General features: G+C 65.6%; 14 protein-coding genes and 1 tRNA gene. 9 read left to right on the plus strand and 6 right to left on the minus strand.

From position 1 onward, the window contains the following. Positions 1 to 2 precede the first annotated feature (2 nt). The 6 genes from FAS41_RS23740 to FAS41_RS23765 all read left to right on the plus strand — a co-directional run bounded on the left by FAS41_RS23740 (position 3) and on the right by FAS41_RS23765 (position 3,946). Positions 3 to 78, plus strand: a tRNA-Glu gene (locus tag FAS41_RS23740). Between the two features lie 169 nt (positions 79 to 247). Further along, complete coding sequence (locus tag FAS41_RS23745) at positions 248 to 787, plus strand: TetR/AcrR family transcriptional regulator (protein ID WP_138525847.1); 540 nt, start codon at positions 248 to 250, stop codon at positions 785 to 787. A 13-nt stretch (positions 788 to 800) separates the two neighbouring features. Next, the gene (locus FAS41_RS23750) at positions 801 to 1,640 is read left to right on the plus strand and encodes an alpha/beta fold hydrolase (protein ID WP_138525848.1); all 840 of its coding nucleotides are present in this window, start codon (positions 801 to 803) and stop codon (positions 1,638 to 1,640) included. A 167-nt stretch (positions 1,641 to 1,807) separates the two neighbouring features. After that, entirely contained in the window at positions 1,808 to 2,458 is a 651-nt protein-coding gene (locus tag FAS41_RS23755; RefSeq protein ID WP_138525849.1) for a bifunctional 4-hydroxy-2-oxoglutarate aldolase/2-dehydro-3-deoxy-phosphogluconate aldolase, read from the plus strand. Next, positions 2,455 to 2,910: an acyl-CoA thioesterase gene (locus FAS41_RS23760; RefSeq protein ID WP_138525850.1), complete on the plus strand. Its 456-nt coding sequence runs from the start codon at positions 2,455 to 2,457 to the stop codon at positions 2,908 to 2,910. Before FAS41_RS23755 ends, FAS41_RS23760 begins: the two co-directional genes overlap by 4 nt. 76 nt (positions 2,911 to 2,986) lie before the next feature. After that, a complete protein-coding gene (locus FAS41_RS23765) occupies positions 2,987 to 3,946 on the plus strand; it encodes a tRNA dihydrouridine synthase (protein WP_138525851.1) in 960 nt (319 codons plus the stop codon). A gap of 148 nt (positions 3,947 to 4,094) precedes the next feature. Here the strand turns inward: FAS41_RS23765 and FAS41_RS23770 are convergent, their stop codons facing one another. After that, positions 4,095 to 4,841, minus strand: coding sequence for an SDR family oxidoreductase (locus FAS41_RS23770; protein WP_138525852.1), 747 nt, complete (start codon positions 4,839 to 4,841; stop codon positions 4,095 to 4,097). 147 nt (positions 4,842 to 4,988) lie between these two features. Here FAS41_RS23770 and FAS41_RS23775 point away from each other — a divergent pair, with 147 nt between their 5' ends. Continuing rightward, the gene (locus tag FAS41_RS23775) at positions 4,989 to 5,435 is read left to right on the plus strand and encodes an Hsp20 family protein (protein WP_024766905.1); all 447 of its coding nucleotides are present in this window, start codon (positions 4,989 to 4,991) and stop codon (positions 5,433 to 5,435) included. An 88-nt stretch (positions 5,436 to 5,523) separates the two neighbouring features. Here the strand turns inward: FAS41_RS23775 and FAS41_RS23780 are convergent, their stop codons facing one another. Genes FAS41_RS23780 through FAS41_RS23790 form a run of 3 tightly spaced genes read right to left on the minus strand, consistent with a single transcriptional unit; the run spans position 5,524 to position 8,151 of the window. Further along, positions 5,524 to 6,585 (minus strand): YkvI family membrane protein, encoded by a 1,062-nt coding sequence (locus FAS41_RS23780; RefSeq protein ID WP_138525853.1) that lies wholly within the window; start codon positions 6,583 to 6,585, stop codon positions 5,524 to 5,526. A gap of 58 nt (positions 6,586 to 6,643) precedes the next feature. Then, positions 6,644 to 7,018, minus strand: a complete 375-nt coding sequence (locus FAS41_RS23785; protein WP_138525854.1) for a RidA family protein — start codon at positions 7,016 to 7,018, stop codon at positions 6,644 to 6,646. 20 nt (positions 7,019 to 7,038) lie between these two features. After that, entirely contained in the window at positions 7,039 to 8,151 is a 1,113-nt protein-coding gene (locus FAS41_RS23790) for an NAD(P)/FAD-dependent oxidoreductase (RefSeq protein ID WP_138525855.1), read from the minus strand. Positions 8,152 to 8,262: 111 nt separating this feature from the next. Between FAS41_RS23790 and FAS41_RS23795 the strand changes: the two genes are divergently transcribed. Further along, on the plus strand, positions 8,263 to 8,886 hold the full coding sequence (locus tag FAS41_RS23795) for a helix-turn-helix domain-containing protein (RefSeq protein WP_138525856.1): 624 nt from the start codon (positions 8,263 to 8,265) through the stop codon (positions 8,884 to 8,886). 6 nt (positions 8,887 to 8,892) lie between these two features. On the opposite strand, the gene FAS41_RS23800 is transcribed toward FAS41_RS23795, so the two are convergent. Both FAS41_RS23800 and FAS41_RS23805 read right to left on the minus strand, forming a co-directional pair. Continuing rightward, a complete protein-coding gene (locus tag FAS41_RS23800; protein WP_138525857.1) occupies positions 8,893 to 11,766 on the minus strand; it encodes a bifunctional diguanylate cyclase/phosphodiesterase in 2,874 nt (957 codons plus the stop codon). Positions 11,767 to 11,878: 112 nt separating this feature from the next. Next, positions 11,879 to 12,772 (minus strand): LysR family transcriptional regulator, encoded by an 894-nt coding sequence (locus FAS41_RS23805; protein ID WP_017520368.1) that lies wholly within the window; start codon positions 12,770 to 12,772, stop codon positions 11,879 to 11,881. 166 nt (positions 12,773 to 12,938) lie between these two features. Here FAS41_RS23805 and leuC point away from each other — a divergent pair, with 166 nt between their 5' ends. After that, positions 12,939 to 14,366, plus strand: coding sequence for a 3-isopropylmalate dehydratase large subunit (gene leuC / locus FAS41_RS23810; protein ID WP_138525858.1), 1,428 nt, complete (start codon positions 12,939 to 12,941; stop codon positions 14,364 to 14,366). Positions 14,367 to 14,370: the final 4 nt, after the last annotated feature.

Consider the following 14,370-nt stretch of genomic DNA (forward strand, 5'->3'; position numbering starts at 1 on the left):
GCGTCCCCTTCGTCTAGTGGCCTAGGACACCGCCCTTTCACGGCGGTAACAGGGGTTCGAGTCCCCTAGGGGACGCCATTTTTATCGCTCTGCGATGCCTATAGGGCCACTGAGAATTTCAGTGGCCCTTTTGTTTTTTATCCCTCCAGAAAGTTGTCCTCCGACCAGTGGTCGCGCTTTCTGCTTGCTGATTTTTATTATGAGAATAATATTCTCTCCATAATATTTTTCGAGCGAGAGGCCAACCATGAGCGACAAGAAAGCCCAGACCCGTGAACGCATACTCTCCGCCGCCACCAGTGCATTGCTGCAGCACGGGCCGGTCGGCCCCAGCGTGGGCGAGGTGATGTCGGCGGCGGGTCTGACGGTGGGCGGCTTCTATTCGCACTTCGAGAGCAAGGACGCGCTGATGCTGGAGGCGTTCCGCCAATTGCTCGCCAAGCGCCGCGAGGGGCTCAAGCGTTTCGATCCGAAACTGAGCTTTGCCGAGCGTCGCGCGTTGACCGCGCAGTTCTACCTGTCGCGCAAGCATCGCGATAGCGAAGAAGAGGGCTGTCCGATCCCCAGTTCGCTGAACGAAGTGGCGAATCTGCCGGAGGCCTTTCGCCAGACCCTGGAAGAGCACGTGGAGTTGATGGTCGCGGCGCTGGCCGGCCGCCCCGAGGAAATCGACACCGTGCTCAGCGACATGGCCCTGATGATTGGTGGATTGGCGCTGGCCCGAGCCCTCGGCGACGGCGACCTGTCCGATCGTGTCCTGCGTGCCGCGAAGAAAGCGGTGATCTGAGGAGGTACGTCGAATGAGCAGTCTGAACTGGGTTCGAGGCATCAATGCCACCCTGGGCCGCGTCGCGCCTCAGTGGGCGGCGGGGCGCATGCAGCAACTGTTCGTGACGCCCAACGAGCATGCGCCGCGCGATTGGGAGTTGCCGCTGTTGGCCAGCTCCGAACGGGTCACCTTGCGCTTCGGCCTGTCGGCGCTGCGCTGGGGCGAAGGGCCTGCCGTGCTGCTGATGCATGGCTGGGAGGGGCGTCCGACCCAGTTCGCCACGCTGATCGAGCATCTGGTCGGCGCCGGTTATGGCGTGATCGCCCTCGATGGGCCTGGCCACGGCCGCTCGCCGGGCCAGGAAGCGGACATCGTGCTGTTCGCACGCGCCCTACTCGAAGCGGCCGGCGAGCTGCCGCCGTTACGCGCCGTGATCGGCCATTCCATGGGCGGCGCCAGCGCCTTGCTGGCTACCCAGATGGGGCTGCGCACCGAGACCTTGGTGAGCATCGGCGCCCCGAGCAATGTGCTCGGCGTGCTGCGAGGTTTCTCCAAGGTGGTCGGTTTGCCGCCGGTCGCGCGCTCGCGCTTCATCCGTATGATCGAGAGCCGCGCGGGAATCGCCGCCAAGCAGCTGGATGTGTCGCGCTACCAGCTGGACTTCCCCGGCCTGGTGGTGCACGCCGAGGATGACCGGTACGTGCGGGTCAGCGAGGCGACGGCCATTCATGAGGCTTGGCCGCAGAGCCGGTTGCTGCATCTGGCCGAAGGCGGGCATCACCGCGTGCTGGCAGACCCTGCGGTCATCGATGCGATTCTGGAGTTGTTGGAGGCGGTCGAGGAGCCGCTACCGCTGGCGCTGGTCTCCTGAGTCATTCACCACCCTGATAACGGCGGCCAGAGGCCGCCGTTTTCGTTCCATGATGGCCCGTTGCGGGTCGTCAGGCCCGGCGCGCTGGCGTAGACTTTCGGGCATTTCCGGCCACCCCGGCCTGGGCGCGAGGTCTTGCGCACGCGGGTGGTCGATTGGGGGAAAGCATGAATCTGTCGCTGGATTGGGTGCTGCAGAAGGCGCGCCCGGTCATGCCGGTATTGGTGATCGATGATGTGGCGCTGGCGGGTGACCTGGCTCGCGCCTTGTACGACGGCGGTGTGCGGGTGCTGGAAGTGACCCTGCGTACACCACAGGCGCTGGATGCGGTGGCCGAGATTCGCCGCGAGTTGCCGGAAATGGTCGTGGGCGCCGGTACGCTGATCCACACCGAGCAGTTCCAGGAGGCCCGTGATGCCGGTGCGCAGTTCGCTGTCAGCCCTGGCTGCACGCCGCGGCTGGTGGCCGCCGCCGACGATGCGAAGCTGCCGTTCCTGCCGGGCGTGATGACGCCTTCCGAGGTGCTGGTGGCGCTGGAGTACGGTTACCGCTCGCTGAAGCTCTTCCCGGCCGACGGCAACGCCGCGATCAAGATGCTCAAGAGCCTCAAGGCGCCATTCGCCGGCATCCGCTTCTGCCCGACTGGCGGCATCACCCAGGAAAATCTGATCAACGTGCTGCGCCTGCCCAATGTCGCCTGCGTCGGCGGCACCTGGATCGCGCCGCCCAGCCTGGTTCGCGCTCGCGCCTGGGACCAGATCACTCAATTGGCCAGCGAAGCCTGTGCGCTGGCCGCAAGCCTGGAGCATGCTTCATGAGTTGGCAGTTGCCCGATCCGTTCGTCATCGACATCGAGGTCAAGTCCGAGGACATCGACGGCCTCGGCCATGCCAACAATGCCGTCTACGTCAGTTGGCTGGAGCGCTGCGCCTGGCGCCACTCCCAGAGCCTGGGGCTGGACCTGGCCGAGTACCGCCGGCTGGATCGCGCCATGGCCGTGGTGCGCCACGAGGTGGACTACCTCGCCGCCGCCTACGAAGGTGAGCAGCTGCAACTGGCGACCTGGATCGTCCAGTCCGATCAGCGCCTGAAGATGACTCGTCACTTCCAGCTGGTGCGTCCGGCGGATGCGCTGACCCTGCTGCGCGCACAGACCACCTTCGTCTGCATCGAGCTGTCCAGCGGCAGGCCCAAGCGCATGCCGGTGGAGTTCATCGAAGGCTACGGCCGCGCGTTGCTCTCCCCGGAAGCCGTGGCTGCTGGCGCGTGATCCGTCGCGCCGCGCTTTTCCCGGCGCGGCGCATTCCCTACAATCCGCGGCCTTCTTCATTGCCCGAGATTCCTCCGTGCAGATCGCCCTGGCCCCGATGGAGGGGCTGGTAGATGACATCCTCCGCGATGTGCTGACCCGCGTCGGCGGCATCGACTGGTGCGTCACCGAATTCATCCGCATCAACGACCGATTGCTGCCGCCGTCGTCGTTCCTGGCGCTCGCCCCGGAACTGGCCCATGGCAGCCGTACTCGTGCCGGCGTGCCGATGCGTGTGCAATTGCTCGGATCGGACCCGCAACTGCTGGCGGAAAACGCCGTGCAGGCCTGTGAGCTGGGGGCTCCGGTGATCGACCTGAACTTCGGTTGCCCGGCCAAGACGGTGAATCGCTCCCGCGGCGGTGCCGTGCTGCTGAAGGAACCCGAGCTGATGTTCAGCATCATCGAGGCCGTGCGCCGCGCGGTGCCCGCGCATATCCCCGTGACCTCGAAAATGCGCCTGGGCTACGACAGCCCGGACGGCGCCATCGACTGTGCCCGCGCCTTGGCCGACGCCGGTTCCGCCCATGTGGTGGTGCATGCGCGGACCAAGGCCGACGGCTACAAGCCGCCGGCGCATTGGGAGTGGGTGGCAAAAGTCGCCGAGGCGGTGAAGGTTCCGGTATTCGCCAACGGCGAAGTTTGGACCCTCGAGGATTACCACCGTTGCCGTTCCATCAGCGGCGTGGCGGACATCATGCTCGGTCGCGGGCTGGTTTCCCGCCCGGACCTCGCCCGGCAGATCGCCGCCTGGCGCGATGGCCGCGAGGTGGTGCCGATGCCGTGGTCGGAGGTGCGTGTGCTGCTCGACGACTTCTGGCGTCAGGCTCGGCGCAAGCTGGCACCGCGTTATGCGCCGGGGCGCCTGAAGCAATGGCTGGGCATGCTCACCCGCAGCTATCCCGAAGCCGTGGAATTGTTCGCCCAGGTGCGCCGCGAGCATGACTGCGAAGTGCTCGACCGGATGCTGCAGGTCGAGATCGAAGTCGCCGCCTGACTCCCATTGGCTGGAAACCGCTGAAACGCCCTCTCCCTAACCCTCTCCCTTCAGGGGGGTTAGGGAAAGGGGCTCTGGCGGAGGCAGGGATCGGTGAGGTTCGCGAGCAAGCTCGCTCCTACAAAATCGTGTTCCGTCACGCCGCGAATCAGCGCCCGCCGCTGACGTCGACAAAGCTGCCGGTTGAGTAGCTGGACTCGTCCGAGGCCAGGAACAGGATGGCCCGCGCCACTTCTTCCGCCTCACCGCCGCGCCCCAGCGGGATCGCCGCTTGCAGGCGCTCCACGCGCCCCGGCTCGCCGCCGCTGGCGTGAATCTCGGTCTTGATCAGCCCCGGTCGCACGGCATTCACTCGAATGCCTTCGCCCGCCACTTCCTTGGCCAGGCCGATGGTCAGGCTGTCCACCGCGCCCTTGGCGGCGGCATAGTCGATGTACTCATTGGGTGAGCCCAGTCGTGAGGCCATGGACGAGACGTTGACGATGCTTCCGCCGTCGCCGCCATGTTTGTGCGCCATGCGTTTCACTGCTTCGCGACAGCAGAGGAAGGTGCCGGTGACGTTCACTGCGAACACCCGCTGCAGGCGTGCTACGTCCATGTCCTCCAGGAGCATCTGGCGTTCGAGGATGCCGGCGTTGTTCACCAGCACGTCGAGACGGCCGAAGGCTTTGTCGACTTCGCCGAACAGGCGCAGCACGTCGTTTTCGCACGACACATCAGCGGCAAAGGCGCGCGCAGTGCCACCGGCCGCCGAGATCTGCGCTACCAGCGCTGCCGCGGCCTCACGTTCGCGGCGGTAGGCGAGTGCCAGGGCATAGCCGCGCTCGGCGGCGAGCAGCGCGGTGGCGGCGCCGATGCCGCGGCTGGCGCCGGTGATGAGCATGACGGGTTGCATGGGCGAATCCTTTTTGCGAGACGGGGCTTGAAACGGGTATTGCCATCCCTATCTATGTCCCTGCGGGAGGCCGAAGACGGGTCCCGCGCCGGAGCTCTGAAGACAGGCTCCAAATCATACCTTGCTGAAATTTTCAGGAGATTCGCAATGAGCAACGTCCTTTCCCTCGCCCCGCTGTTCCGCCAGTCCGTCGGCTTCGATCGCTTCAACGATCTGTTCGAATCCGCCCTGCGCAGTGAAAGCGGCAGTTCCTACCCGCCCTACAACGTCGAGAAGCATGGTGACGACCAGTACCGCATCGTCATCGCCGCTGCCGGCCTGCAGGAGGAAGACCTGGAGCTGCAAGTGGAGCGCGGCGTGCTGACCGTCAACGGCGGCAAGCGCGAGAAGGCTTCCGAGAGTGTCACCTACCTGCACCAGGGCATCGCCCAGCGCGCCTTCAAGCTGTCGTTCCGCCTCGCCGACCACATCGAGGTCCAGGGCGCGTCGCTGAAGAACGGCCTGCTGAGCGTCGAGCTGGTACGTATCGTTCCGGAAGAGGCCAAGCCCAAGCGGATCGCCATCAACGGCCAGCGCCCGGCCATCGAAGGCTGAGCAGCGTCCCGGCACTAGCCGGGAGGTAGCCGCAAACAAGAACGCCCGCCTCGAAAGAGGCGGGCGTTTTCTTATTCAGATGGCCTGATCAGGCGTTCTGGCCCATCGGTGCCGAGCGATTGCGCCACCAGGCGACGACGATGGCTGCCATCAGCACGAAACCCAGGTAGCCCATGGCTGGGTAGACCAGCCCCACCAGCTTGACGAAACCGACCTGGCTGGCGACGAAGGCGAGTACTACGGCGACCACGGTTGCCACGCGGAAGGGTACGCCGTAGGCGGCGCAGCGCGCGGCCAATGTATAGGCGAATCCGCTGGTGGTGCAGTACAGCTTCACCAGCAGCAGGGCGAGCATCACGTCGCCGAACCAGGGGGCGATGTTGTTGCTCAGCAGCAGGGTGGGGATGGCGCTGCCGCCGATCACGTCGATCTGCACCAGCATCACCAGGGCCATCGCAAGGATCAGCACGCCGACGCCGATGCCGCCGAATACACCGCCCAGCGCAGCCGTACGCAGGTTGGCCACGCTGCCGCCCATCACTACCACGGCAGCCGCAGTGGCGGCGACGTTGTAGGAAACATAGAGCAGCGCGCCGAGCAGCCAGTTGGGCGCCGGATGCGGCACGGCCAGGGCGATCTGCTCCAGCTCCGCCAGCGGCTTGTGAATATGCGTCAGGGCGTAGATGGCGATGATCGCCACGATGATCATCAGCACCGGGGTGATCAGGCTCATCAGGGTGATCACCCGCTTCAGGCCCAGGCACACGGTGATGATGGTCAGCACGCCGAGGACGATGCCGCCGATGGAGTGACCGATGCCCAGTTGCTGTTCGAAGGACGAATTCGCACCGGCGAACATGACCACCATGGTGCCGAACAGGAAGAAGGTCAGCATCAGGTCGACCACGCGGCCCAGCGGCTTGCCACAGATGAACTCCATGGCTTCCTTGTGCGACTGGGTCTGCAGGCGGCTGCCGATCTGGTAGAGGTTCATCAGCAGGAAGGCGAACAGCGCCAGCGCCACCAGGGCACCGGCCAGGCCCATGATGCCGAAGCCGCCGAAGAACTGGAGGATCTCCTGGCCCGAGGCGAAGCCGACGCCTACTACCAGGCCGATGTAGGCCCCGCCGAGCTTGAGACTGGTTTTCATGATCGAGACTCTGTTGTTGTTATGAGAGCGGCCCCGCTCGCGGCAGGGCCGAAAGGGGTCAGGCTTCGCCGACGTAGGCCTGGACTTCCACCTCGACGTCCACGCCCAGCGCCAGTGCCGACGCCACGCAGGAACGCACCGGCAGGCCCTGGTCGAAATAGCGCTTGTACACCTCGTTGAAGCCAGCGAAATGGGCCATGTCGGACAGCCACACGGTGGCCTTCACCACTTGGGAGTAGTTCGAGCCGCAGGCTTCCAGACTCTCGGCGATGCGGGTCATCACCGCTTCGGTCTGGGTCTGGATGTCGCCCTTTACCACCTGGCCGTCCGCGGTCATCGGGATCTGCCCGGACAGGAACAGGAAACCGCCGGCCTTCACGGCGCGGGAGAAGGGGAAGGGCAGGGTGCTGGGGTAACGCTGGATATCGCTCATTCTAAGGTCTCCGGGGAAACTCAACGCAGGCGCGCCGGGCTCAGGCGCTGGGGATCGACGCCTTCCTGGCGCAGGGGGTCGGGCAGTGGCTGGCCGAGCAGCAGCGATTGGGCCAGGCGCGAGACGCCATCGGCGGACTGGATGCCGTAGCCGCCCTGGGCGGCCAGCCAGAAGAACGCCGGGTTCTGCGCGTCCTGGCCGATCACCAGGTCGCCGTCGGCGACGAAGGAGCGCAGGCCGGCCCAGCTGTGGTTCGGTCGGCGAATCGCCAGGGTGGTGTGCTCTTCGATGTGGTACACGCCCAGGGCGATGTCGAGCTCCTCGGGCTGCACGTCCTGGGCTTGCACCGGATCGGCGTTGGCGGGTGAGCCGAGCAACTGGCCGGCGTCCGGCTTGAAGTAGAAGCTCTCGTCGATGCCGATCACCGCCGGCCAGCGGCTGATGTCCACACCATCGGGCGCCGGGAAGGTGAAGGCGGTGCGGCGACAAGGTTGCAGGCCGACCGGACGGATACCGCAGCGCTCGGCAACGTGATCGGCCCAGGCGCCGGCGGCGTTGACCAGTTGCGCGGCATGGACGGTTTCGCCCTGACTGAGTTCGAGCGTCCATGCGCCATCTGCATAGTCAGCGGACAGCAGCTCGCGGTTGCAACGTAGCTCGCCGCCGCTCTGGCGCAGCGCACGCAGGTAGCCTTGGTGCAGGGCGTGCACGTCAAGGTCGCGGGCGTCCGGCTCGTAGAGGGCGCCGATGATGGCGTCGGCGCGAAGGCAGGGGAGGAACGCCAGCGCCTGTTCGGTGCTGATGCGTTCCACGCCGGGCGTGAACTGTGCCTGTCTGAGCAGTTCGACATGCTCCGGGCCGCCGACGTACAAGCAGCCGCGCGGGCTCAGGATCGGGTGTTCGCTGAAGCCCGCCGGCGGATTCTCGTAGAAGGCGCGGCTGGCACGGGTCAGCGCCTGGATCTGCGGCGTGCCGTAGGCCTCCATGAACATGGCGGCGGAGCGTCCGGTGGAGTGGTAGCCGGGCTGCTCTTCGCGCTCCAGCACCAGCACCTTGTGGGTCTCGCTCAGGCGGTAGGCGAGGGAGGTGCCGGCAATGCCGGCACCGATGATGACGAAATCGAAATGGCTCACTGCAAGGGCCTTCTGCAGATTTTCTCGTATGTGAGAAATCTAAGATATGAGAATTTTTGCACCCAAGGCAAGGCCCGGTAAACTTTCGTCGGCCCCCTCACGAGATGTCCCATGAGCGAAACCGCCCAAGTACTGCCCAAGCCCCAGCAACTGGATCGAGACGAAGTCGGTGCGCGCCTGCGGGCGGTTCGCAAGCAGCAGAAGCTGACCCTGAAACAGCTCTCCGACCTGTCTGGTGTGGCGGTTTCCACCCTGTCGAAGATGGAGCTGGCGCAGGTCGCGGTGAGCTACGACAAGTTGGCTGCCGCTGCCCGCGCGCTGCAGGTGGATATCGCCCAGTTGTTCCGACCCTTGCCGTCCGTCGGCGGGCTGATGGGGCTGAAGACGTTCGTGAAGACCCGTGTGGATGATGCCGCCGGCTACGACACTGGCGGTTACGAGTACTACCCGATTGCCGGCGATTTCCCTCAACGCAATATGACGCCGCTGTACGCGCGTATCTTTGCCCGCGAGGTTGGCGAGTTCGACGACTACGTTCGCCATCCCGGACAGGAGTTCGCCATGGTGCTGTCCGGCCGCGTGCGCATCCAGTTCGAGACGGGCGAGTCAGTGTGCATCGGCCTGCGCGAAACGGCCTACTTCGACAGCAGCGTCGGCCACCTCTACCTCAACGACGGCGACGCTGACGAGGCGCAGGTGATGGTGGTGATGTCGGAATCGCGGCCCGCCGAATAGCGAGCCTCAGGTCGCCTGTTGCTCGCGACCGGGCAGCAGCGCGATGAAGTCTTCCAGCGGCACCGGGCGGCTGAACAGGTAGCCCTGGTACAGATGGCAACCCTGCTCCGCCAGCAGCGCCAGCTGTTCCGGGGTTTCCACCCCTTCGGCCACCAGTTCCAGCCCGAGGCTGTGGCCCATGGCGACGATGGCGCGGACGATCTCCGCGTCGTTGCTGTCGTTGGGGGCATCGCGTACGAAGCTCTGGTCGATCTTCAGGCTGTCCACCGGCAGGCGTTTGAGATAGGTGAGCGATGAATAGCCAGTGCCAAAGTCGTCCATGGCGAACTGCACTCCGGCTTCGCGCAGGCGCTCCATGCGCGCGATGGTGTCGTCCAGCTGCTGGATCACGATGCCCTCGGTGATCTCCAGCTTCAGCAGGCTGGGCGGTAGCCTCGTCTTGTGCAGCAGCGCCAGCAGTCGCTCGACGAAGTCACTCTGGCGGAACTGCCGGGGGCTGATGTTCACGCTCAGGCTGAAGTTCTCAAGGTCGATTCGGCCCTCGGCGAGCAGGCGCGCGCCGGTGCGGCAGGCTTCCTCGAGCACCCACTGCCCGACTTCGACGATCAGCCCGCTGTCCTCCAGCACGCGGATGAAACTGGCCGGGGATTGCGGACCGCGAGTCGGGTGGCGCCAGCGCAGCAGCGCCTCGGCGCCGACGATACGCGAGTCGCGGGCGTCCACCTGCGGTTGGTAGTGCAGGTTGAATTCGCGACGGGCAAGGGCCATGCGCAGGCCGTTCTCCAGGCGCAGGCGCTCGCTGGCGGCCTGCTGCATGGATTCGTGGAACAGCTGCACGGTGTTCCGTCCGGCGTCCTTGGCACGGTACATGGCGATATCGGCGCGTTTGAGCAGGTCGTCCGGGGTCGCGCCGTCGTCGGGTATCAATGCGATGCCGATGCTCGGGGTGATCTGCAGGCGATGGCCGTCCAGCAGCATCGGCTCGGCCAGCAGGTCGCGGAGTTTTTCCGCCAGCTGGCGCACTTGCTGGGCGGTTTCCAGGCGGCTTCCTTCGATACCGGTGAGCAGCACCACGAACTCGTCGCCACCCAGGCGCGCCACAGTGTCTTCCTGTCGCACGCTGGCCTCCAGGCGCGCGGTGACCATCTGCAGGATGGAGTCGCCGACGGAGTGGCCGAGCGAGTCGTTGATGTGCTTGAAGTGGTCGAGGTCGAGGAACAGCAGGGCGCCGCGCAGGCTGTGACGCTGCAGCAGGGCGATCTGCTGCTTGAGGCGGTCCATCAGCAGCGCGCGGTTGGGCAGGTCGGTCAGGGCGTCGTGGTACGCGAGGTGCTGGATGCGCGCCTCGGCCTCCCTCAGTTCGCTGGTGTCGCGGGCGGTGAGCAGCAGGCAGTTCACGCCGCCCAGCTCGATCGGCTCCACCGACACGTCCACCGTCTTGATCGTGCCGTCGCGGTGGCGGCCACGCATTTCCAGGTGGTGGACGAAGCCGTCGCGGTTCAGCGCAGCGATCATGTTCAGGCGCTCGTCCGGGTCGGCCCAGATGTTGATGCCCAAGGCCGTCTGGCCGATCACCTCGTCGGTACGGTAGCCGGTAAGACGGTGGAAGCCTTCGTTGACCTCGATGTAGCGGCCGGTCTCGCGCTCGGTGATGGTGATGGCGTCGGGGCTGGAGTGGAACGCCTTGGCGAACTTCTCCTGGCTGGCCTTCAGTGCCGCCTCGGCCTGCAAGCGCCGGGTGACGTCGCGGAAGCTGGAGAGGATGCACAGTTGGCGATCGACCCAGATCAGCCGGCTGGCGACCATGCAGGTGATGGTCTGGCCTTCGCGGGTGAGGAACTGCACTTCGACGTTCTGCAGCGAATGATCGCGCATCAGTTGCTCGAACAGCCGTGAGCGCTGGTGATGGTCGGCCCAGAAGGTCACCTGGTGGGACGAGCGGCCGATGATGTCCTCGGCGAGCCAGCCGAAGGTGCTGCAGAAGCTCGGGTTGACCTCGACGAACTCGCCGTCGCGCACCCGCGATACACAGATCGGGTCCGGGCTGCCCTGGAACAGGCTGGCAAACTTCTCCTCCGAGGCCTGCAGGCTGCGTTCACGCAGCACGCGCTCAGTGATGTCGAGCAGGGTGCCGGCCATGCGCAGCGGTTTGCCGTGGGAGTCGCGGTACAGCCGCGCACGGCTTTCCAGGTAGCGCACTTCACCGGAGTCGAGTTGGGCGCGGTAGGTGAACTGGTAGTCGTTCTCCGGCCCGCGGGCGAGCCGGGCATAGGCCTGGCGCATACGCTGGCGGTCGGTCTTGTCGACACAGGCGAAGAATTCGCCGAAGGGCCCGTGGAAGTCCCGGTCAGGTAATTCGTGCAGAACGGCGGCACGGGCCGAGCCGTAGAGCAGGCCGCTGGGGATATGCCAGTCCCAGATGCCCAGTTGCGCGGAATCCAGCGCCAGGTCCAGGCGCTCCTGGCTGTCGCGCAGGGCGCTCTCCTGGGCCCGCACACGGGTCATGTCGCGGACGGTCAGCACGAGGCATGGGCGGCCGTCCTGTTCGATCTGGCAGCCATAGACGCGGGCGCTGCGGACTTCGCCGGCACGGGTGATGAGGGTAACGTCGAAGCCGTCGATCTGCCGTTCGGCGGTGATCTTGTCGAGCATCCGCTGGCGCTCGTCGAGGCTGCGCCACAGACCGAGTTGCACGGAGGTACGGCCGAGGGCTTCTTCACGGCTCCAGCCGAAGCGGTCGACGAAACTGGCATTGAGTTCGAGGAATTTTCCGCTGTCTCGGTCGGTGATGACCATGGCGTCGGGCGCGGTATGAAAGGCTTTGGCGAACTTGTCCTGTCCGTCGGAGGCGTGCGGGGGCGTGTGCGGATCGCGGCTCATGCGGCGCTCCCCCTGTGTCTGGCAGCGCCGGCCAAGCGGGGCCGGCTAACGCGAGCGGGTGTGCGGACGGGCATTCGGGCCCCTTCTTCTAGTTCTGTCAGAACAATAGAGGTTAGGCCGCGACCGGCGCAAGCCCGGCCGCCTGGGCGTCGAGCAGGCGCATGAAGGCCCGCGCGGCGTTGGACAGCGTGCGCTCGGTATGCAGGATGTAACCCAGTTGCCGGCTGAGCTGAATGTCCTGCAGCGGCAGGCGTACGACGCTGTCATCCAGCATCGTACGTGGCAGTACGCTCCAGGCCAGGCCGATGGAAACCATCATCTTGATGGTCTCCATGTAGTTGGTGCTCATGCCGATATTCGGTGTCAGACCCTCGGCCTCGAACATGCGCCGCACGATGTGGTGGGTGAAGGTGTTCCCGCCGGGGAAAACCGCCGGGTGCCGCGCCACGTCGGCGAGGAACACCGGCCCCTGCACCGACAGGGGGTGCTCGGGGGCGGCAACGAAGTCCAGCGGATCGTCCCACACCGGCACGGCGCGCACCGGTTCGGCGGTTTCCGGGGCGAGGGTGATCACGGCCAACTCGGCACGGCCATGGAGAATCTCTTCGTAGGCCACTTCCGAGTCGCAGAACTGGATGTCCAGCGCCACCTGCGGGTGGGCCTTGGTGAAGGCACGCAGCAGCGGCGGCAGGCGGTGCAGGCCGATGTGGTGACTGGTGGCCAGGACCAGCCGGCCGCTCACTTCGCCGTTGAGGTTGGTCAGGGCGCGGCGGGTGTCGTCCAGCACGCTGAGGATCTGGTAGGCGCGCGGCAGCAGGGCACGACCGGACTCGGTCAGGGTCACCTCGCGGCCGACGCGGTCGAACAGGCGAACGCCCAGCTGGTTCTCCAGGGCGGCGATGCGCTTGCTTACCGCCGGCTGGGTCAGGTGCAGTCGCTCGCCGGCTTCGGAGAAGCTGCCGGATTCGGCGATGGCGAGGAAGGTGTTGAGGCTGGTCAGGTCCATGTCGACTCCCTGCGCTCTGGAAACGGCGCCGGACTTTTATAACGCACCGTATTCCTCGTGGGAATCCTTTGGATAAAAAATATGAATTTGAGTTATTCAGTGCCTTTCCATAGGATCATCCCCACAAGCCCAAGGGGCATAGAAAGATGCTGATGAGGACTCTCTGATGGCCGGCAAGACGCTCTACGACAAACTCTGGGAAATGCACGAGGTGAAGCGCCGTGACGATGGTTCGTCGCTCATCTACATCGACCGTCACATCCTCCACGAAGTGACCTCGCCGCAGGCCTTCGAAGGTCTGCGCCTGGCCGGCCGCAAGCCGTGGCGCATCGATGCGAACATCGCGACCCCGGACCACAACGTGCCGACCACCCAGGTCGAGCGCAAGGGCGGCCTCGCGGCCATCGCCGACGAAGTGTCGCGCATCCAGGTCCAGACCCTGGACGAGAACTGCGATGACTTCGGCATCCTCGAATTCAAGATGAACGACGTCCGCCAGGGCATCGTGCACGTGGTCGGCCCGGAGCAGGGCGCGACCCTGCCGGGGATGACCGTGGTCTGCGGCGACTCGCACACCTCGACCCACGGCGCCTTCGGCGCGCTGGCTCACGGCATCGGCACCTCCGAGGTGGAGCACGTGCTCGCCACCCAGTGCCTGGTCGCCAAGAAGATGAAGAACATGCAGGTCCGTGTGGAAGGCAAATTGCCCTTCGGCGTAACCGCCAAGGACATCGTCCTCGCGGTGATCGGCAAGATCGGCACCGCGGGCGGCAACGGCCATGCCCTGGAGTTCGCCGGCAGCGCCATCCGTGACCTGTCCATGGAAGGCCGCATGACCATCTGCAACATGTCCATCGAAGCGGGCGCTCGCGTCGGCATGGTGGCGTGCGACCAGAAGACCGTCGATTACGTGAAGGGCCGCCCGTTCTCGCCGCAAGGCAGTGACTGGGACAAGGCCGTGGAAGCCTGGAGCGACCTGGTTTCCGACGCCGATGCGCACTTCGACACTATCGTCGAGCTGCGTGCCGAGGACATCAAGCCGCAGGTCAGCTGGGGCACTTCGCCCGAGATGGTCCTCGCAGTGGACCAGAACGTGCCGGACCCGGCGGCCGAAGCCGATGCGGTCAAGCGCGATTCCATCGTCCGCGCGCTGAAATACATGGGCCTGAATGCCAACCAGGCGATCACCGATATCCAGCTGGATCGCGTGTTCATCGGCTCCTGCACCAACTCGCGCATCGAAGACCTGCGCGCTGCCGCCGCCGTGGCCAAGGGCCGCAAGGTCGCTGCCACGGTGAAGCAGGCGCTGGTCGTGCCGGGTTCGGGCCTGGTGAAAGCCCAGGCCGAACAGGAAGGCCTGGACAAGATCTTCATCGAGGCCGGCTTCGAATGGCGTGAACCGGGCTGCTCCATGTGCCTGGCGATGAACCCGGACCGCCTGGAGAGCGGCGAGCATTGTGCTTCCACCTCCAACCGCAACTTCGAAGGCCGCCAGGGCGCCGGTGGTCGTACCCACCTGGTGAGCCCGGCGATGGCCGCCGCGGCTGCCGTGACCGGTCGTTTCATCGACGTACGTGAATTGATGCAGGCCTGAGGAG

The organism is Pseudomonas nicosulfuronedens, assembly GCF_005877905.1.
GTDB lineage: Bacteria > Pseudomonadota > Gammaproteobacteria > Pseudomonadales > Pseudomonadaceae > Pseudomonas > Pseudomonas nicosulfuronedens.